General features: G+C 46.8%; 20 protein-coding genes. 13 read left to right on the top strand and 7 right to left on the bottom strand.

Annotation, left to right across the window (positions count from 1 at the left end; all coding sequences use genetic code 11):
* Positions 1-5: 5 nt before the first annotated feature.
* The 6 genes from CLV98_RS00400 (at position 6) to CLV98_RS00375 (ending at position 4828) form a co-directional block, all read left to right on the top strand.
* Positions 6-455, top strand: coding sequence for a hypothetical protein (locus CLV98_RS00400; protein ID WP_146202213.1), 450 nt, complete (start codon positions 6-8; stop codon positions 453-455).
* Positions 456-464: 9 nt separating this feature from the next.
* Positions 465-683, top strand: coding sequence for a T9SS type A sorting domain-containing protein (locus CLV98_RS24095; protein ID WP_109671865.1), 219 nt, complete (start codon positions 465-467; stop codon positions 681-683).
* Between the two features lie 80 nt (positions 684-763).
* Entirely contained in the window at positions 764-1012 is a 249-nt protein-coding gene (locus CLV98_RS00390; RefSeq protein ID WP_109671863.1) for a hypothetical protein, read from the top strand.
* A gap of 204 nt (positions 1013-1216) precedes the next feature.
* Positions 1217-1888, top strand: coding sequence for a succinate dehydrogenase cytochrome b subunit (locus CLV98_RS00385; protein WP_109671861.1), 672 nt, complete (start codon positions 1217-1219; stop codon positions 1886-1888).
* 104 nt (positions 1889-1992) lie between these two features.
* Positions 1993-3981 carry a fumarate reductase/succinate dehydrogenase flavoprotein subunit gene (locus tag CLV98_RS00380; RefSeq protein ID WP_109671859.1) on the top strand — a complete coding sequence of 663 codons (1989 nt, stop codon included), beginning with the start codon at positions 1993-1995 and terminating at the stop codon, positions 3979-3981.
* 94 nt (positions 3982-4075) lie between these two features.
* Positions 4076-4828, top strand: a complete 753-nt coding sequence (locus CLV98_RS00375) for a succinate dehydrogenase/fumarate reductase iron-sulfur subunit (RefSeq protein ID WP_211319966.1) — start codon at positions 4076-4078, stop codon at positions 4826-4828.
* A 176-nt stretch (positions 4829-5004) separates the two neighbouring features.
* Here CLV98_RS00375 and CLV98_RS00370 read toward each other — a convergent pair whose 3' ends face one another.
* The 4 genes from CLV98_RS00370 to CLV98_RS00355 form a co-directional block, all read right to left on the bottom strand.
* Positions 5005-5622, bottom strand: a complete 618-nt coding sequence (locus CLV98_RS00370; RefSeq protein ID WP_109673002.1) for an OmpH/Skp family outer membrane protein — start codon at positions 5620-5622, stop codon at positions 5005-5007.
* Between the two features lie 142 nt (positions 5623-5764).
* A complete protein-coding gene (locus CLV98_RS00365; RefSeq protein ID WP_229203138.1) occupies positions 5765-6124 on the bottom strand; it encodes a hypothetical protein in 360 nt (119 codons plus the stop codon).
* Between the two features lies 1 nt (position 6125).
* A complete protein-coding gene (locus CLV98_RS00360) occupies positions 6126-8582 on the bottom strand; it encodes a penicillin acylase family protein (protein WP_109671855.1) in 2457 nt (818 codons plus the stop codon).
* A 42-nt stretch (positions 8583-8624) separates the two neighbouring features.
* Entirely contained in the window at positions 8625-9359 is a 735-nt protein-coding gene (locus CLV98_RS00355; protein WP_109671853.1) for a copper homeostasis protein CutC, read from the bottom strand.
* 363 nt (positions 9360-9722) lie between these two features.
* Here CLV98_RS00355 and CLV98_RS00350 point away from each other — a divergent pair, with 363 nt between their 5' ends.
* Positions 9723-9944 carry a DUF2795 domain-containing protein gene (locus CLV98_RS00350; protein WP_025762642.1) on the top strand — a complete coding sequence of 74 codons (222 nt, stop codon included), beginning with the start codon at positions 9723-9725 and terminating at the stop codon, positions 9942-9944.
* A 183-nt stretch (positions 9945-10127) separates the two neighbouring features.
* Positions 10128-10775 carry an AlbA family DNA-binding domain-containing protein gene (locus CLV98_RS00345; protein WP_109671851.1) on the top strand — a complete coding sequence of 216 codons (648 nt, stop codon included), beginning with the start codon at positions 10128-10130 and terminating at the stop codon, positions 10773-10775.
* A gap of 48 nt (positions 10776-10823) precedes the next feature.
* Here the strand turns inward: CLV98_RS00345 and CLV98_RS00340 are convergent, their stop codons facing one another.
* The gene (locus tag CLV98_RS00340) at positions 10824-11174 is read right to left on the bottom strand and encodes a DUF3127 domain-containing protein (RefSeq protein ID WP_109671849.1); all 351 of its coding nucleotides are present in this window, start codon (positions 11172-11174) and stop codon (positions 10824-10826) included.
* A 426-nt stretch (positions 11175-11600) separates the two neighbouring features.
* On the opposite strand from CLV98_RS00340, the gene CLV98_RS00335 reads away from it, so the two are divergent.
* From CLV98_RS00335 to CLV98_RS00315, 5 genes are all read left to right on the top strand, one after another.
* Entirely contained in the window at positions 11601-12287 is a 687-nt protein-coding gene (locus CLV98_RS00335) for a TVP38/TMEM64 family protein (RefSeq protein WP_229203137.1), read from the top strand.
* Positions 12288-12412: 125 nt separating this feature from the next.
* Positions 12413-13996, top strand: coding sequence for a sodium:solute symporter family protein (locus tag CLV98_RS00330; protein ID WP_109671846.1), 1584 nt, complete (start codon positions 12413-12415; stop codon positions 13994-13996).
* Positions 13997-14041: 45 nt separating this feature from the next.
* Entirely contained in the window at positions 14042-15001 is a 960-nt protein-coding gene (locus CLV98_RS00325) for a dihydrodipicolinate synthase family protein (protein WP_109671845.1), read from the top strand.
* Between the two features lie 122 nt (positions 15002-15123).
* Complete coding sequence (locus CLV98_RS00320) at positions 15124-15684, top strand: RNA polymerase sigma factor (protein WP_109671843.1); 561 nt, start codon at positions 15124-15126, stop codon at positions 15682-15684.
* Positions 15685-15846: 162 nt separating this feature from the next.
* Positions 15847-16719, top strand: coding sequence for an AraC family transcriptional regulator (locus tag CLV98_RS00315; protein WP_109671841.1), 873 nt, complete (start codon positions 15847-15849; stop codon positions 16717-16719).
* Here CLV98_RS00315 and CLV98_RS00310 read toward each other — a convergent pair.
* A complete protein-coding gene (locus CLV98_RS00310) occupies positions 16716-17150 on the bottom strand; it encodes a DoxX family protein (RefSeq protein WP_109671839.1) in 435 nt (144 codons plus the stop codon). The two genes, CLV98_RS00315 and CLV98_RS00310, sit on opposite strands and share 4 nt — an antisense overlap.
* 249 nt (positions 17151-17399) lie before the next feature.
* Positions 17400-18863 carry a pseudouridine synthase gene (locus CLV98_RS00305; protein ID WP_109671837.1) on the bottom strand — a complete coding sequence of 488 codons (1464 nt, stop codon included), beginning with the start codon at positions 18861-18863 and terminating at the stop codon, positions 17400-17402.
* Positions 18864-18889: the final 26 nt, after the last annotated feature.

Raw genomic sequence — 18889 nt, 5'->3', positions numbered from 1 at the left:
AATTTATGAGAAACGTTTACATTTTACTGTTTATGGTATTAACGGCTCCGCTAACAATAGCGCAAACCACTTATAATCATGACGTTTCGGGAAATCGGATGAAAAGATTAAAATCTGTACCGCTTCCGGTAACCTTGATCAGTTTCACCGCCACCAAGGTGTCCGGGGGGGCCGAAAGATCCACCGCTTTACTTATTTGGCAAACATCTTCCGAAGTCAATTCTGACCGTTTTGACATCGAGCGTAGCCAGGACGGAAAAAAGTGGAGCAGTATTGGAAATGTGGCAGCCGGCGGAGATAAATCGTCAAACACCAATTATTCGTTTATAGATAAAACTCCTACGTATGACCGAACGCGGCCCGGAGAAAATCTGTACCGGCTTAAAATGATCGATAAGGATGGTACATTTGCATACAGTCGCATCCAAAGCCTGGATTTTGGTTTTCAAACGTAAGCCAATGCGATCACTTTTTATCCCAATCCGGTTAGAGATCTGTTGAAAATAAAAGGCGCTGCCGTTGAGAAAGTACAGCTAATCAACAATGCGGGTCAAGTGGTTTACAGTTCGGATAATATACCAACCGAAGGGATTGAGATGAGCAATTTATCCGTTGGTGTTTATCTGGTCAAGATTTTAATTACGGATGGTTCTTTGACAACGAAGAAAATCGTAAAACAGTAACCAGAAACCCACGTTAACCCTGATTCGTAATTGAGATTTGCTTGGGTTAACGTATTAGACGCGTTCAGTCTTCTAGTAACTTGTCTACACAAAGTACTGGTACCAGCAGCATCCCCCAGAGTCATATCAATTTGGAGGCTCCGCATAACCACCTAAACCTGCCCACCAAGTTTGACTTCGGAACCGGCAATACCATTGAACTTCTTTATGACGGCCTGGGTAATAAATTAAGAAAAACTGTAAAAACTTCGGGAATCGTAACCCTCACCCAAGACTATCTCAATGGCATTGAGTCTAAGCCGACAAGATTTCCAGATCATGCCAAGTAGCACGAATCATGATTTTAACCGATGTAAACTCGACGCTGCAGGCCAATTCCTATCTCAAATCTTTAATTATTCTCAATAATGATTATAAATAATATTTTCAACAATAAAAATGGTTCGCTTTTATTGTGTTGGAATCGTTTGTGACATACCTTTGAAAGGTTATAAATGTACCTTTTTTTTGCACTAAAATCATACATGATTGTTATGTCGTGGTTTACACAAACGTTGACGAGTTCCATTGGTAAAAAGCTTATTATGGCGCTCACAGGGCTCTTTTTGATAAGCTTCTTGGTGATTCATGCCGCCATTAATGCCATGATTTTTTACAATGATGGAGGAGAGACCTTCTCCCACTGGGGCCATTTTATGGGCACCAACCCCATTATCCGGACCCTAGAAATTGGGCTAGTACTCGGTTTTCTTTTCCATATCTACGATGGATTGATGCTGACGAAAACCAACCGTGCTGCACGTCCAGTAAGTTACGCCTCACGTAACGCCAATGCCAACAGCACCTGGTACTCAAGGAGTATGGGCCTATTGGGCACCATCATCCTTATCTTTTTGGTGATCCACACCTCTCATTTTTGGATCCCAAACAGGACCAACCAGTTTGCTACCGGTGAAGAGCTAGACCTCTACAATATGATGCTAACTACCTTCCAAAATCCATGGGTGGTACTCATTTACGTAGCGGGTTGCTTCTCTTTATTCTGGCATCTACTGCACGGCTTCAAGAGTGCCTTTCAAACCCTTGGGCTGTATCATGTAAAGTACAACGGGCTTATCGCCTTCTTAGGAACGGCATTTTCCATTGTGGTACCATTACTATTCGCCCTGATGCCCATAGCGATGTATTTGGGTTGGGTAAAGTAAAATCAGCTCCATAGGTTTTGGTGAGAAATATTTATCAGAAACCCAAAAAACAGCTGATCCAGTTGATTTCTTAACTTTTTTGATCAATTAATAATACAAAATATATGGCAACGTCACCTCGTCTGGATGCCAAAATACCTCAGGGGCCATTGGAAACCAAGTGGAGTAAGTATCGTTCCTCGGTTCCCCTGGTCAATCCAGCTAACAAGCGTAACCTCGAAGTTATAGTGGTAGGTACTGGCCTAGCCGGTGCTTCAGCAGCCGCTACCTTAGCCGAACTAGGTTATAAAGTAAAGGCTTTTTGCTTCCAAGATTCCCCTCGTCGTGCGCACTCTATTGCGGCACAAGGTGGTATTAATGCGGCAAAAAACTATCAAAATGACGGAGACTCGGTTTACCGTCTTTTTTATGATACCGTTAAAGGTGGAGACTACCGTTCCAGAGAAGCCAATGTGCATCGCTTGGCGGAAGTATCCGGAAATATCATTGACCAATGCGTCGCGCAAGGAGTTCCTTTTGCTAGGGAGTACGGCGGCTTGCTTTCCAACCGGTCTTTCGGTGGGGTGCAAGTTCAGCGTACCTTTTATGCAGCGGGACAAACGGGCCAACAACTTTTGCTAGGGGCTTATTCGGGCCTTCAGCGCCAAGTAGGGATGGGTACCATCCAGATGTATAACCGACATGAAATGCTCGATATCGTTAATATCGACGGGAAATGTAGGGGGATCATCGCCCGGAACCTGATCACCGGAGAGCTAGAAAGACATGCAGGCCATGCCGTATTGCTATGTACTGGAGGTTACGGGAATGTATTTTACCTCTCGACCAACGCCATGGGCAGCAATGTTACTGCCGCCTGGAAGGCACACCGCCGTGGGGCTTTCTTTGCCAACCCATGTTTCACTCAAATTCACCCTACCTGTATCCCCGTTTCGGGCGACCACCAGTCGAAATTGACGCTGATGTCGGAATCGTTGCGCAACGACGGACGGATATGGGTACCCAAGAAAAAGGATGACAATCGGCCCGCCAATGCCATCCCTGAAGAGGAACGTGATTACTATTTGGAAAGAAGATACCCCGCTTTTGGTAACCTAGTACCTCGTGATATCGCCTCACGTGCCGCCAAAGAGCGTTGCGATGCAGGTTATGGGGTGGGTTCCTCCAAGCTAGCCGTTTACCTCGACTACTCCGCCGCTTTCCGCCGTTATGGACTGGGCGAAGCCAATAAAAACAATATTACCAACCCTTCGGAAGAAGATATAATCGCTTGGGGCAAGGCCGTAGTAAAGGAAAAATACGGTAACCTTTTCGATATGTATAAGCAGATCACCGGTGAAGATCCCTATGAAGTGCCTATGCGGATTTACCCTGCAGTGCACTACACGATGGGGGGACTTTGGGTAGACTATAACCTGATGACCACCGTACCAGGGCTTTACTCGTTAGGGGAAGCGAACTTCTCGGATCATGGTGCTAACCGACTGGGCGCCTCGGCGCTCATGCAAGGGCTCGCCGACGGATATTTCGTAATCCCTTATACCATCGGATCGTACTTGGCCAATGAGATCAGAACGGGCAAAATTGCTACCGACCATCCCGAGTTCGCCAAAGTAGAGGCCGAGTCGAAAGCTAGGATAGAGAAGCTGATGAGCATCCAAGGCAACACCTCTCCGGAGATGTTCCACCGCCGCTTAGGAAAAATTATGTGGGACAAATGTGGTATGGCCCGAAATGCAAAAGGACTTACCGAAGCCATCTCCGAAATCAGAGCCCTTAGAGAGGAGTTCTGGAAGGATGTACGGGTAATGGGTAAAGTAGATGAGTTCAACCCTGAACTCGACAAAGCTAACCGCGTTGCCGACTTTATTGAGCTAGGAGAATTGATGTGTATCGATGCTTTAAACCGCAATGAATCCTGTGGAGGTCACTTCCGCGAGGAGTACCAAAGCGAAGAAGGAGAGGCCCTTCGTGACGACGAAAATTATCGTTATGTAGCCGCCTGGCAGTACCAAGGTGTTGAGAAATGGGAGCTTCATCAGGAGGACCTTATCTACGATAACATCAAAATTGCACAACGTAGCTATAAATAAGGCTGATTTAAACGACCCTATTCTTTGCAATCGGGCCAATATATATACAGTTAATTGATAATCATTAACTATTACAACAATGAGTGAAGGTAACATGCGTCTTACATTGAAAGTGTGGAGACAAAGCAATAGTAATACAGAAGGTGGTTTTGAGAACTATCAATTGGAAGGCATCTCTCCGGATATGTCCTTTCTAGAAATGTTTGACGTACTAAACGAGCAGTTGGTAGAGGCCAAGCAAGAGCCTGTTGCCTTCGATCACGACTGCCGGGAGGGTATTTGCGGAATGTGTTCTATGCATATCAATGGCCAACCTCACGGCCCTTTGCAAGGAGTAACCACATGCCAGCTGCATATGCGCTCTTTTAAAGATGGTGACACCATTGTGGTAGAACCCTGGAGAGCCGGTTCTTTCCCCGTCATCAAGGATTTGGTTGTGGCACGCGACGCTTTCGACCGAATTATGGCTGCGGGTGGGTTCGTTTCGGTCAATACCGGAAACGCGCAGGATGCCAACAACCTACCCATCCCCAAAGAAGCTGCTGACGACGCTTTTGCAGCGGCGGCTTGTATTGGTTGTGGTGCTTGTGTAGCGGCATGTAAGAATGCCTCCGCCATGCTTTTCGTTTCTGCCAAAATATCTCAGCTGGCCCTCTTACCTCAGGGACAGGCCGAAAGAAAAATCAGAGCAGAGAAGATGGTAGCCCAAATGGACTCCGAAGGATTTGGCGCTTGTACCAATACGGGTGCTTGCTCTGCCGAATGCCCCAAAGGAATCACCTTCGACAATATTGCACGGATGAACCGGGAGTATCTCGGCGCCAAGCTATCGTCTACGAACGTTTAATCGTATTCTTTTAGTCATCATCGAAAAAGGCTGTCTCACAAAGGCAGCCTTTTTTGTGTTCTCCGGTATACTGCCCCCCTCGCAACCCAGCGATAGAGGAGGCGGGACCAACAGCCAATAAAAAGGACCAATACGCCTAGGTATTGGTCCCTTTTATTAGATATCGAAACGATAAATTATTTCTTCGAAGTCGTATCGGCAGCCGCTGGCTTGTCTTTGGCAGCATACTCCTTGTTTAGGCCTTCGATAATCTTCTTAGATACGTCCAAGTCGGGATTAGCGAAGAGTATTCCACCACCCAACGAATAGCCCAATACATACTCATACCCATTATCCTTATTGTATTTTTCGATATAAGTACGGATATTTTTATAAAGCTCTTCATTTTTAAGGGCTTCTTCTTGAGCCAATCCCTGAGCCGCCTGATCGCGATAAGCAATAAGGTCTTGCTGCTTTTTCATCAATTGAGCCTCCGTCGAACGCGCCTGATCGGGAGTCATCGTCTGGGCTTTCTTTTGGAAGAAGGCTACTTCATTCTGAAGAGAACGTCCTTTTTGATTTAATTCATTTTCTAGTTGGAAATTCTTATTCTCAAGCTCCTTTTTAGTGTCTTTAAAGAAATCGTAATTAAGTAAAAGTGAGTCCACCTGAACATACACCGTCTTACGTCCGGCCACTACACCACCATCCGTTACGCTGCCTGCACTGGGCTTGCTTGAAAAATGTAAGAAAAATAACACCGCCACGGCTAGGGTTAATACGATGTTCCAGATTAAGGAAGTATTGTTGTTCACGTTTTTAATAAGGTTTTGTTTTACAAAGAGCGGCAAATATAAGGATTCTCCCCAATAAAAAAGGGATACCTCCGTTTCAGGGTTATTTATGCCCTACAATTTTTTGTATCTATAGCTAAATTGTTGATTTTCTGGCTGGACTCTACCGGGAAGAATCGGCCATAAAGATATTTTTTACGGAGAATCCGGCCAATCCAGCAAGCCCCCCCATCAGTCCACCCACCAGTACCGTTATTGCCAACAGTGCAGGGGCATTGGGCAGGCTAAATACCTGCGCCATACGTTCCGACAGGATTCCGGCCGATTCGCTATGCTGGTACCAGCCATAGCCTAGCCACAATAGGGCAATCCCCAAAAAGCTACTCAGAAAGGAAGGCAAAAACCCAACGGGCCGCCAAAACTGAACGGCAAAGGGCACCAAGGCGATCATCCACCAGGGAGCCAGCAATTGGCCTACCAAGGCCAAAATGAATACCACAAAAAAATTGATAATTCCCTGCATATTATTTTTTGTTAAAAATGATACTCTCTGTGAGTCGTTCATCCTGTTGCTGCTCCGACTCCAAAAATAACAGTCTATTCAGCTCTCCGTGCTCCCATTTCTCCAATAAATTGAGGTAATAGGGACTTCCAGGATTGCCCGACTGCCCCCCGGGGTATATTCCATAGGCAACAGGCTTAGGACCTAGCTCCACCACCATGCGCCAACTAGGCCCATGGGTGCTTGTAATGGCATTGACGATGCTGGATCCACCACCCGTCTGGAGGGCCCCTGAGTTGAAAGGTTTTATTTGTCTGCTCAAATGTCTTATTTCCGTGCCCTTCACCTTCCACCAGGCCCAAGCCGGGCTCAAAGCCCCATAGCGCTTGGTAAGGTCATTGATGGTCGCGATATAACTCCTGATCACAATATCCTCCATACTTTCCACATCGGGCGTACGCTTATCGTCGAACCAAGGAGCTTCTGGCTCATTAAGCAGCATATAGATCGTTCTATCACGGCTGGGGCTACGTAGTGGCAAAGGCTGATTCCTAAACTCATCCTCCCAGATGGCCGCTTGAAGCTGCACGATCCAGTTTTCGAAAATAGTGGCCCCCAAGGACTCCGCGCTATTGATATAGTCCCATGATGCTAATGTATTTTCAGCCGCTTTTTGAGAGGAAGTTCCCGGGTGATTCTTCAAAACAGATAGTAAACGAGGTAGAATAGAGCGCGCTAAGACACTATAATTATCATTTTGTAACATCCTCAGGCTGTCGGCGGTGGCACCACGCATCATTTGCAAACGTTCGTTGATTCGAATACCGCGTTCCGATGGAGCGAACTCCCAATTGATATAATAAGGGTAGCTAGGATCCGTAGACGACTGGTTGGCCGAGCTTACAAAGCCCCGGGGAGGATTCTTTACATAGGGGTTTTGTTCGAAAGGAATCCAATCGTTCCAGTCGTCGGTAGGGTTGGTACCATCCAAAACAAACTTGCCCTGATCCTTATATTTGAGGGGAAACTTGCCATTAACCGTAATAGCAATATCCTTATGATTATCAGCAAAGATAAAGTTCTGTCCTGGCCCCACGTAATGCGACAAGGCGCTGCGGTAATCGTCATAGTTCTTAGCAGCATTCAGCTCATAGAAAGTCAAGAAACTATTACCCGCTTCTCTACCTATCCAGCGAGTAGCAAAATAATTGGTATTTCCCAGACTATCATTTTCACTAAAGACCGGTCCGTGGTGGGTGTATACTACCTTGAGCATCCGTGGTTCGGACTCCCCTTTCACAGCTATAGGCTCCTCTCTAGTGACGGTCTGTTTCCATTGGTTATCGTGCCAATAGAGCGACTGAGTAGCATCTTTAAAGCGAATTTTATAATAATCGAAAACATCGGCGTCCACATTGGTGACTCCCCAGGCGACGTCCTTGTTGAAGCCAATAATCACGCTTGGAACCCCAGGCAAGGAAACCCCATAGACGTTCATCGTGGGTCCATGCAGCTGCACCTGATACCAAATCGACGGCAATGTCAACTCCAAATGAGGGTCGTTGGCCAGAATAGGGTAGCCTGTTAACGACTTTTCGGCTCCTATAGCCCAGTTATTACTACCCACCCCTTCAATTTTGGGTTCCATGGCCCCCAAGGGTTGGGCCTCAGCGCGAATTTCGGCCAGGGTATCGGCCTCAGTAAGCTGCGGGGTAGGAATGGGAGTGGGGAGCCGCTTAAAATCCCAGGGGGTCCCTACCGGGATAATGGGACTTTCCTGGAACATAGGATAATCGGGAAACAGGTTTTCCAGGACCTCCTTTCCATAGGTTTTCAATACATTCGACATTTTCAGGTCGTCGGACCTGCCGGCCAGAGTCAGCGTCATCTGCTCTAACATATACATGGTATATATGGGCTTCCAATGCTCGGGAGCATAGCCTAGCAACTTGTATTCTACCGGATATTCTTTAGGGCTCAGTTGATCGATATAGGCGTTGATCCCCGCAGCATAGCCTAACAGAGCCTCCCTGGAGCGTGGATCGCTCATGGCTACCTTAAAATTACTTTCGGCACCAAAATTCATGCCCATACGCCTGTTTTTCTCATCGAGCTTCACAGTAGCCGGCCCCAGCACCTCCGACAGCCGGCCAGAGGCCGCACGTGTTTGAAGGTCCATTTGCCACAGCCTATCCTTAGCGGTAACGTAGCCTTGTGCAAAGAACAAGTCAAAATCATTATTGGCGAAGATATGAGGAACCCCCATATCGTCGTACCGTACGACCACCTGCTCACGCAGGCTGTCGGAGCTTATATGTACCTGTTCACCCTTTTGATAGCTGCGCTCCCAATTCTGCCAGAAGCCGGTGAAAGGGCTTAAAAAGTTGCCTAGGGCCGGAGCCGGGCCTAGGGGCCTACTGAGCACAAAAAACAACGAGCCGGCCAAACCCACTGACAAGATGGCTTTTATAAGTTTCATATACCAAAGGCTTATAGGGTAGATTATCTATTTTTAAAAGGGCTATTCAGCCGAAACTACTCTTACAATGGACTCAATTTGGGCGAGATCGCTGTACATCACCGAGCGTTCGTCGGGCACCTCTCCAGCCATAGATACCTGAGCAGAAAAATACTTTTGACGTCCTGGTCTAAACGCTTTGGCCGTGAGGTGTAAAGCGTGTACGCCAGCCTCTTTAAGGGCCGAGGCATTCTGATCGTTAACCCCTGCCCCAGCCATAATTTCAATTTTACCCGTAGCTGCCTTAGCGAGGGATTTCAATACTTCAATACCTTCTACGGCAGTTGTATGAAGTCCCGAAGTAAGGATACGCGCTGCGCCAGTGGCGATCACATCGTCCAAGGCCTTGAGCGGGTCAGGGGTAAGGTCGAAAGCCCTGTGGAAGGTAACTTTCATGGGGCTGGCCAGCTCTACTAACGACCGCGTGCGGGCAACGTCCACTCGTCCGTCGGACTGTAAAATCCCGAGCACCACCCCGTCGGCTCCTAGGCTCTTAGCCATTACAATATCTTTACGCATAATCTCCTCCTCGAATACATCATAAACAAAATCACCGCCTCTAGGCCTTATCATCACATAGATGGGAAGATGGATATACTGCCGAACGAGCTCAATAAGTCCGGCACTTGGGGTAGTACCTCCTTCGCCTAGGCCTGCACAAAGTTCTATTCTTCCGGCTCCTCCTTCTTGTGCATTAAAACAAGACTCTAGTGAATAAGCACAGATTTCGATGGTCATAATCGTAAAAAATTAATGATATTGGGATAAATACAAAGATGAATAAATATTTTGTGCACACGAAGAAAAAGCGTCTCTAATAAAGGCTAGAGGCACAACGGCCCGAAGTTGATCGGTCAGGATCCTACACGAATGCCCTCATTCTATCTTCCAGGATAACTCCCCAGCTAAAATGAAATATTTTTTTGTAAAAAATAGCCATACAAGACCCTGAAAAATAGACAGTTATAAAAATTGAAAAAAATCAACGTTTTTTAATGCAATTATTTTCATTTTTTTTGGTTAGACACTATTAAAGGATGCAATTTTTTTTACTTTTGCACTCCTAAAATCAGTAAGTAACTCTTTAATAGGCTAAATAATATGTACTGGACACTCGAACTTGCATCATATCTTGAGGATGCTCCTTGGCCAGCTTCGAAAGACGAGCTAATTGACTTTGCAATTAGAACAGGTGCTCCCTTGGAGGTAGTAGAAAACCTTCAGGAACTTGAGGATGACGGTCAACCTTACGAAAGCATTGAGGAAATTTGGCCGGATTATCCGACCAAAGACGACTTCTTCTTTAATGAAGACGAATATTGAAACTCAGCGGCACCAATCGGTGCCGTTTCTGCGTTATAAGCGCATAAATTTCTAGAAACCTCCTGCAATAAATTTTATTTTAAGTCAAAAAAAAGTATCTTGTTGATTATAAATGTAAGTCTTTAGGCGTTGGATTACGGATTTTAGTCACCTTAAAACCCGGATTTTTATCCATTTATACCAATGGAACTTCGATTATTAAAAGAACTGGTCAAAAAGGGGGAGGGTCAAAACTTGGAGTTTAAGTTAAAGTCCAGTCACCCCGAAAAAATTGTTCGAGAGATCGTCGCTTTTGCTAATTCGCAAGGCGGCAAGTTGATGGTCGGTGTGGGGGACGATATGCGCATTAAAGGACTCAAAGACATTGCTGAAGACGAATTCATCCTCTCCAGGGCCATCGACAAGCTGATTCAGCCGCCCCTACATTTCCGAAGTGAGCGCGTCCCCATCAGTCCCGACAGGGAGGTACTCGTGCTACACATCCCCAAAAGTGACGACAAGCCACATTACGTCCTCGACGAAAAAGGAGAGCGGAAGGCCTACGTGAGGGTGGCCGACAAGTCCATTCAGGCCAGTCGTGAAATGAAAGAAATTATGCGTCGTCGCCGAAAAAACAACGACATCCGTTTTAGGTATGGGGAAAAAGAGCAAAAACTCATGCAACTATTGGACACCAGGCCTACGGTAACGGTCGATCTGTTCGCGGCATTCGCAGGCATACCGCGTAAAATTGCTTCGAACACCCTGGTGGTCATGGTACTGGCTAGGGTCTTGGACGTTCATCCCCAAGAAATGATCGATCATTTCTCGGTAATGCCCGCCACCCGGTAAGGATAGGGAGGAAAAAGAGTATTGCAGGCCATAGACCTGCAATAGTTTTTAGAAGGGGAGATCGTCCGACTCATCCTCTGTAAAGGTTGTTACGGGGGGGATAGGCGCTCCACCTGAACTGGCTGGCTGGCTACCGCCACTTTTTTCTACTTTCCAGGCTTTCACTTCGGTATACCACCGCGAGTTGTACTCTCTGCTTTCTATGTCTATAGAAGCAGTGACGGTGTCGTTCACCTGCAACCCAGCTTGGTCAATTCTGTCACCCCATAAGGAAATACATACTTTTTTAGGGTATTGCGAAGGGACTTCCAAAATGAACTCCTGCTTGCGCCATGTTCCATTTTTACCCTGACCCGACACTTCAGGCAACAAGGCTAGAACGGTTCCTGTTAATTCCATATTTAGTTTAAATAAGTAGTTACAATTTATTGAGACTTCAAAAGTACAGGATTTGAAGCTTGGAATCAACTGTCGATACTTCATTCTGCTGAAGGGAACGGCTAAGCACTCTACAAGCTACTCCCGGTTATGGATAGCCCTATTGCGCATTGAAAAGCTCCAAAGGCGGCCCAGCTCCAAACGCTTATCGCAATACTGGCTAAGCAGATAGAATAAAAGACAACTTCAGTGCGTGCTGGGGCCGTTGGGCAAATACCTATAAGCCTCGCCAGCCATGGGTTCAAATATCAGCAGAGCCACCGCTTAACCTACTTATGGGTATCAATACTATCCTCTAGTTTGGGTATCTTTGGCCCTTTACAGTACTTTGTGCGCTCCTTAATAACGATATTGACCTAGAAAAGCAGCACCTAACAACTTCCGGTTTTGGCAAAATTAACATTCAAAAATATCCCGACACCACTTATCATTAGTATTCTCATGACCTTGGTGCCCCTACTGGCCACTTCATTCCTTACCGCCTGGGCCATATCGCAAGAGTCGGTTGTGGCGGCATGGAGTCCTAGTACCTGGATCCTGATTACCGCCATACTCACCCTCACTTCAGCCATAGCCCTTACCCCTCCCACATTTCTGGCCTTAGTTTACGGATTTTTTATGGGACTCACCGCGGTTCCTTATCTAATATTTCTCAACCTTGGCGCCATAGCCTTGGTATACGCCCTAGCGCATGTATTCGATACCAGCCACACCTTGCCCTACCTTTTAAAGGCTTTTCCTAAAGCGGAGCGGATGTTGGAACGGTTTAAACTGAATCAACTCAGGCTCATATTCTTCGCCAAATTATCGCCCGTCTTACCCTTTGCAGTCACCAACCTATTTTTTGCCATTGCCGGAGCTCGTTTCAAACAAGTCTTACTAGGAGGCACCATGGGCATGATCCCCCGAACGATATTGGCGGTGTGGGTAGGAAGCGAAGCACGGGACATCGAGTACTTACTCAATCACCCCAACGAAGGCCTCACCAGCAAACTTCTCACCATCGGCCTTCTAATCGCCTCGACCTTCGGCATTGGTTATTTTATGCGGGACAAGAGAATTGCGGAAAATTAACAAGGTTTTTACCACCCTCATTCAAAATTTGATAATATCGTATAATAATAAGCAAGTTATAGCGATAAATGCATTGGCAATATCCTCTTTATTTGCAAAATAGTTATACTATTAATCTCGGCTGAATGAAATCCCTCCCGCTTCTGGACCTGCTTATTGTATTTGCATACCTAGTCGCCATGGTGTTGGTAGGCATCTATTTTTCAAGAAAAAATACGACTGCCGATCAATTTACCAAGGCCTCAGGAAAGATACCCGGCTGGGCCATCGGTATCTCCCTATATGCCACTTTTTTGAGTAGCAACACTTTTTTGGGGGTTCCTGGCAAGGCTTATGGCAGCAATTGGAACTCCTTCGTGTTCAGCCTTTCCATGCCCTTGGCGGCTTGGGCGGCTACTAAGTACTTTATTCCCTTTTACAGAAATTCGGGGGAGGTCTCGGCTTACACCCATTTGGAGCACCGATTTGGTGCATGGGCGCGTACCTACGCGGTAATCTGCTTTCTATTGACGCAACTGGCCCGCATGGGCTCTATATTTTTCGGAATCGCCCTTAGCCTCCAGGCACTCACGGGCTACCCCATGGCCGTTATCATGATCGTCGTAGGGATTTCGATAGTGGTATATACCGTTATGGGCGGTATAGAGGCGGTAATCTGGACCGAAGTGGTACAGGGCGTTATCAATACAATAGGTGCGCTGGCCATCCTTTACTTGGTAGTCGACAGCATGACCGGCGGCATCGAGAAGATTATTGAAGTAGGGCAGGCTAACGATAAATTCAGCCTAGGTACATTTTCCCCCGACTTCGTACAGTCCTCGTTTTGGGTCGTATTATTGTATGGATTCTTTATGAACCTCAATAATTTTGGAATGGACCAAAACTACGTCCAGCGCTACCATACCACGGGTTCCATTAAAGAAGCAGCGAGCTCTATATGGCTCTGTGTTTATATATACATCCCCGTTTCGTTGCTATTCTTTATACTAGGGTCCTGCCTGTTCGCCTATTATGAGAGCAATCCAGAACTACTGACCACCATCAAGATGGCCGCGGCCTCCGAACTACTCCCGGGAGGTAGCCCCGATGCCATAGCACAGCTGGCCTCTACGCTTACACCTGCCGACTATGGCGACAAGGTAATGCCCAATTTCATGGTCACAAAGGTTCCAGCAGGTCTTTTAGGTCTTATCGTCGCAGCCATTATGTCGGCGGCCATGAGCACCATTAGTTCCGGGATGAACGCCTCCGCCACCGTCTTTTCAGTGGACATTTACCAGCGTTATTTCAAGTCCGAACTCTCGCCCAAGCAGTCCATGCGCGTACTGTATATTGCCACCACCACCTTTGGCTTACTAGGCATGCTGACCGGCATAGCCATGATCGGCGTCAAGAGTGTGCTGGATATATGGTGGCTATTGTCGGGAATATTCGCTAGCGGTATGCTGGGGTTATTCCTACTGGGAATTATATCTAGAAAAACCAAAAATGCGGAGGCACTCACTGCCACCATTATTGGACTAATCGTGATCGTATGGTTGACATTCTCCCCGAACCTCACCGACGAATACGCCTATCTACGGAATCCCTTACACCAAAATATGATCATGGTCGTAGGAACCCTGACTATTTTTCTGGTCGGCATGTTATTGACGCGCCTAAAGAAACATAAAAGAGAATTGGCCGAAGTGGCCAAGGAAGAGCTATAAAGGACCGCCAATACCTGACCATTCACTTACAACCAGAAGATCTATATGAATCCTAGTAACCCCTCCTCTATCCAACTGCCCCAAGGGTTTATACCTGTCATGCTCACTCCATTTCTAGAAAATGGCGCTATTGACTTTTCCGGACTCCGGAACCTTACAGAAATGTATATCAACGCTGGGGCTACTGGGCTCTTTGCCAACTGTTTGTCCAGCGAAATGTACGAGCTGACCCCCGATGAGCGTATCGCCATCACCGAGACCGTCTTGCAGCAGGCTGCAGGACGCGTTCCGGTAGTAGCCACCGGCACCTTGGGAGGTACCATAGCCGAGCAAGCACAATTTGTACGACGTATATATGCAGTAGGCGTTCAAGCCGTAATCGTGATCACCGGCCTTATGGCCGCCGAGACCGAGTCGGATGAAGTATTCCTAGAAAGAATGCAGGAACTAATGGCCCTAACCGACGACATTCCCTTGGGTATGTACGAGTGTCCCGTACCTTACAAACGAGTAATATCCGCCGAAATTCTTGAAAAACTCTTACCCACGGGACGTCTGGTATACCACAAGGATACTTGTCTGGATGCTGAAGAGGTGAAACGGAGGATAGAAAAGGGCTCGTCCTATAATTTTGGTCTATACGACGCCTATATGGTCAATGCCGAAAGTTCTTTGCAAGAGGGTGCTGCCGGTCTTTCTTGCATCCAAGGAAATATATACCCCGAATTGGTGGTGTGGATCTGCAACCATTATAATGATGAGACCAAGCTAGCCGAAAGAGCCAAAGTGAACCAGTTCTTCGTCGACACCATGGACTTAGTTCATACCGCCTACCCTACCATTGCGAAGTACAGCCTAATGAAACGTGGATTGCCCATATCCTTATATACCCGGAGAGAAGTGGAGCCCCTAACCGATACGTTGAAAGTGGCCATGGATGCCCTACTCCTCGATGCCCATGCACTGATGCAAGAAATTGGAGTAACACCAGCGGTGTCCATTTAGACACTTACCGAATCCATTAAAAAAGATACTCTAGGTCTTTTGGGGGTATATCCATCTAAAGCATTGGATATACTCCTGCTGTTAGTCGTTTTGAATGTTCTAAAACCTTATTCCAAATCGTTATGAATTTTCCTAGCCAACAAATTCTCATTCAAGTTACAAAAGGCGACGAGACCGCATTTTCACAACTCTACATCCATTTTAGAACCCCAGCTGTCAAATTTTGCACTTCCTTGCTGAAGGATGTGGATGAAGCCGAAAATGTCACTCAGGATGTTTTTGCCAAGATATGGGACCGTCGTAGCCAAATCAAACCCGACCATAGCTTCCAATCCTACCTCTTCGTAAGCCTCCGTAACCAGGTGTTCGACCAGTTCAAGAAGCTGGAGAAAGACCAAAGGCTACGCCAGCAGTACATGGAAAACCTACAGCTACGGGTAGAAGATGAAACCGACGATCAAGAGGTTCATCTGCAAGCGATATACCAGGCCATCGAAGCGCTCTCATCCCGAAGAAAGTTAATCTTTAAACTCAATTTTGAGGAGGGGAAGACCTATAAAGAAATAGCCGAGTACTTGAATATTTCTACCAATACGGTAAAAAATCAACTGATCAAGGCCAAACAGATCTTAAGAGAAAAGATGGACCCAGGCTTCTTGGGGACCATAAGTCCTAAATTTTGATCAGAGAACCCATTGGCGCATCTCACCGTTTTGGGGGGAGTCGAATTATCCGTACTGGTCCTACTAGGGCAAACTATCTCAAGAGCTCTCATTGGCCCAAGGGATGGTTAGAATTCCTGGTTGCATTGCTTTGGTAGGAAGTAACATCGATACCGCCTGCCCATGAAGCCCCATTTTCACAGAGTCCCCATCAAATCGCAGAATTCATTTAGCATCCGACATGAAAAGGATTCCGGTTTTGGAACGGTATGGCATTATCACCCTGAATTGGAATTGCATTATCTGGTAAAAGGAAAGGGCGTACGGTTTATCGGTGACAATATTTCTAATTTTACGGATGGGGAGCTTATTCTATTGGGCCAAAACTTACCCCATACCTGGCGCGTAGAGGAAGGTGCTGAAAAAGCGCCTGTAGAAGTTATCATCATCCATTTTTTACCCGAATGCCTAGGTGCCGACTTGCTGCTACTGCCAGAAGCCTATTTGATACCGAAACTGTACGAAAAAGCAAAAAAAGGACTGATCATTGAAGGTGAAACCCGTGAGAAAGTGGTGGCTCAGATGCATAAGGCCGTTACGTCTCAAAATCTCGACCGCCTCATAGCACTCCTGTCCATTCTTAAAATATTGGCGGAAAGCCAGGAAACGACCAGCATTACCTCCGCACACGCCTTCTATAAGTCTAACGATTACGAGACCTTACGACTCAATAAAATATACGCATATACGCTCGCTAACTACAAACAGGATATCAGCCTGCAAGAGGTAGCTGCACTGGTCAACCTAGGAACAACTTCTTTTTGTCGCTACTTCAAAATGATGACAAAAAAGACCTATAACGACTTCCTGGTCGAAATAAGGATTAGTCATGCCTGCCGGTTTTTGGTAGAAGACCGATTCCCCACCGAGGTGATCTGCTTCGAATGTGGCTTTAATAATGTTTCTAACTTCTACCGGCATTTTAAAAAAGTGACGGACATGACTCCCCTTGAGTACAAGCGAAAATTCCTTAAGGCCTCCTCAGAAACCCTCTAACGGTTATGTTTACGCATATATTCGTCTGTAGACATCGTCCCCGATCCTACCACAATAAACAGCACCAGTAAGAACAAGGTAAGAAGCGACAACCATAGCTCAGAATTAAGGTAGGAGAAGCCCATCCGTAAATTCACAAAAAACACCGCCGTAATCAAGATTGGCAGCTGCACGATGGCTGCCAGCCTGGTGAGGGCACCAATGGCAATCATAAAGCCCCCAAAAATATGTGCGAAGGCAACATAATGAATGGCGGTAACCGTCCAGAGTTGAATGTCGAGTCCCGACACTAGCTCCATAATACGGGCCGTATCACTGATAAAACTTACTCCCTTAAAGAATAATAAGGCCCCCAGGCCAATACGTAGGAAATCCAACCAGGCGGGGTGATGCGCATCTCCCCATTGCTCAATTTTATCGATTATCTTCATCGTGTTTGAATGGTTTGGTCTGCAGAAATATACCCATATTAAATAAATATATCAAGTTAAATATGGATTATTTATATTCAAAACACGGTTGCCCTAGTCCTATTGTGAAATTGCTAAAGTGGACAGCAGGGTTAAGACGATGGACAAAGGGTAAAAGCTTGCCATATGGCCATGCAAAAAGGACCACCCCGTAGAGCGGTCCTTTAGGAGCGTATAAATAATGGGCATCCGTAAGATGCTAGCCATTACTTATAACATATATTTCAGTTTTACAACTTCCCTCTCGAGCAGGAATCTCCATTTTCCTCTAGGCAATTCCTTTTTATTCAGTCCTGCAAAAACCGTCCGGTCCAGTTTCTGAACCTCATAACCCAGGTGTTCGAACATACGGCGAACGATGCGGTTGCGGCCACTGTGAATTTCAAGGCCTACCACCATGGCATCGGGGGTTACCAAGCCTACCTCATCGGGACGGATAAAGCCATCCTCTAGCTCCAAGCCATGTTTCAACAATTCGAAGTCCTCGGTAGTAATGGGCTTGTCGAGTTCTGCCTGGTAGATCTTCTTGACTCCGCTCGACGGATGCGTAAGCTTTTCGGCCAGTTCCCCATCGTTAGTAAGCAAGAGCAACCCTGTGGTATTTCTATCCAAACGTCCCACCGGATACACGCGCTCTTCGCAAGCCCCCTGGATCAGGTCGAGTACGGTTTTACGTTCCTCGGGGTCGTCGGTAGTAGTGATATAATCTTTGGGTTTGTTGATCAGGATATACACCATTTTCTCAGGATTGAGGGCCTTTTTCCCAAATTTTACCTGATCGGTGCGCATCACTTTATGGCCCATTTCGGTAACGGTTTTTCCATTGACCGATATCTGGCCAGAGGCTATCAACTCATCGGCCTCACGCCGCGAACAGATACCCGCATTGGCAATATACCGATTCAGGCGTATGCTTCCGTCGTCCTCCGACCCTTTGGATTTTTTACCTGGCTTCTTTTCATCATACCGGTTCAAGTTGTATTTGGGAGCGGCTTCTAACCGACCCACCCTACGATCCTGACCAGTCGCTTTGCCCTCGGCACGGCCCCGGCTAGACTCTTCCGACGGCTGCTCTCTATTTTTCCAGTCGCCTCTTGGCTCCCGGTCTTTTTCCCAAGGTTTCTGATAGGGTTTCTTAAAATCGGCGGATGGTCCTTCCGATCGGTAAGGTTTTGAATACGCTCCTCTATCGTTTTCACCGCGATTCCGGTCCGACACCGGCTTTCCAAAACGCCCCGGCCCTGCAAGCTTTTGCTTATAGGAACCACCACCTGGGGTACTGTCAGAGTTGGATCTGAAGCCAGGGGACGACTGTTTTTTGTCGAATGAACGGTAAGGTTTATCACGATTTGGTCCTTCGAACGACCGCCCTTCGGAGGAGCGGTTGTCGTTTCCACCACGGTTGAAGCTAGGCTTTCCATAGGCAGGCTTTTCGCTCCATGGCTTCTCAGAAGTCTTGGAGGCACCCGATGGCTTGCCTTTATAGGCCTTCGCCTCGGCGGCTTCCCTCGCTGCTGCAAGGCGCAAGCTCGACTTTTTGATGGTAGGCTTGCTAAACCGGCTCTCCATGGCCCAGTCACCTCCATCAATACTTTTCTTTCCGGTACGGGACGACTTCTGTCCCCCTCTGCCCGACGCCTTTGCGTCAGCTGGTTTTTCTATTCTTTTTCTCATTAGGAATGCAGTATCACTACTGGATT

Source organism: Dyadobacter jejuensis, from assembly GCF_003149085.1.
Taxonomy (GTDB): Bacteria; Bacteroidota; Bacteroidia; order Cytophagales; family Spirosomataceae; genus Dyadobacter; species Dyadobacter jejuensis.
Note: the sequence above shows the minus strand (reverse complement) of the source record. Positions and strands in the feature narration are given on the sequence as shown.

Coding starts and splice junctions, on each gene's coding strand:
- CLV98_RS00400 (WP_146202213.1), top strand. CDS start 6: ATGAGAAACGTTTACATTTTACTGTTTATGGTATTAACGGCTCCGCTA.
- CLV98_RS00385 (WP_109671861.1), top strand. CDS start 1,217: ATGTCGTGGTTTACACAAACGTTGACGAGTTCCATTGGTAAAAAGCTT.
- CLV98_RS00380 (WP_109671859.1), top strand. CDS start 1,993: ATGGCAACGTCACCTCGTCTGGATGCCAAAATACCTCAGGGGCCATTG.
- CLV98_RS00375 (WP_211319966.1), top strand. CDS start 4,076: ATGCGTCTTACATTGAAAGTGTGGAGACAAAGCAATAGTAATACAGAA.
- CLV98_RS00365 (WP_229203138.1), bottom strand. CDS start 6,124: ATGCAGGGAATTATCAATTTTTTTGTGGTATTCATTTTGGCCTTGGTA.
- CLV98_RS00360 (WP_109671855.1), bottom strand. CDS start 8,582: ATGAAACTTATAAAAGCCATCTTGTCAGTGGGTTTGGCCGGCTCGTTG.
- CLV98_RS00355 (WP_109671853.1), bottom strand. CDS start 9,359: ATGACCATCGAAATCTGTGCTTATTCACTAGAGTCTTGTTTTAATGCA.
- CLV98_RS00350 (WP_025762642.1), top strand. CDS start 9,723: ATGTACTGGACACTCGAACTTGCATCATATCTTGAGGATGCTCCTTGG.
- CLV98_RS00345 (WP_109671851.1), top strand. CDS start 10,128: ATGGAACTTCGATTATTAAAAGAACTGGTCAAAAAGGGGGAGGGTCAA.
- CLV98_RS00340 (WP_109671849.1), bottom strand. CDS start 11,174: ATGGAATTAACAGGAACCGTTCTAGCCTTGTTGCCTGAAGTGTCGGGT.
- CLV98_RS00330 (WP_109671846.1), top strand. CDS start 12,413: ATGAAATCCCTCCCGCTTCTGGACCTGCTTATTGTATTTGCATACCTA.
- CLV98_RS00325 (WP_109671845.1), top strand. CDS start 14,042: ATGAATCCTAGTAACCCCTCCTCTATCCAACTGCCCCAAGGGTTTATA.
- CLV98_RS00320 (WP_109671843.1), top strand. CDS start 15,124: ATGAATTTTCCTAGCCAACAAATTCTCATTCAAGTTACAAAAGGCGAC.
- CLV98_RS00315 (WP_109671841.1), top strand. CDS start 15,847: ATGAAGCCCCATTTTCACAGAGTCCCCATCAAATCGCAGAATTCATTT.
- CLV98_RS00310 (WP_109671839.1), bottom strand. CDS start 17,150: ATGAAGATAATCGATAAAATTGAGCAATGGGGAGATGCGCATCACCCC.
- CLV98_RS00305 (WP_109671837.1), bottom strand. CDS start 18,863: ATGAGAAAAAGAATAGAAAAACCAGCTGACGCAAAGGCGTCGGGCAGA.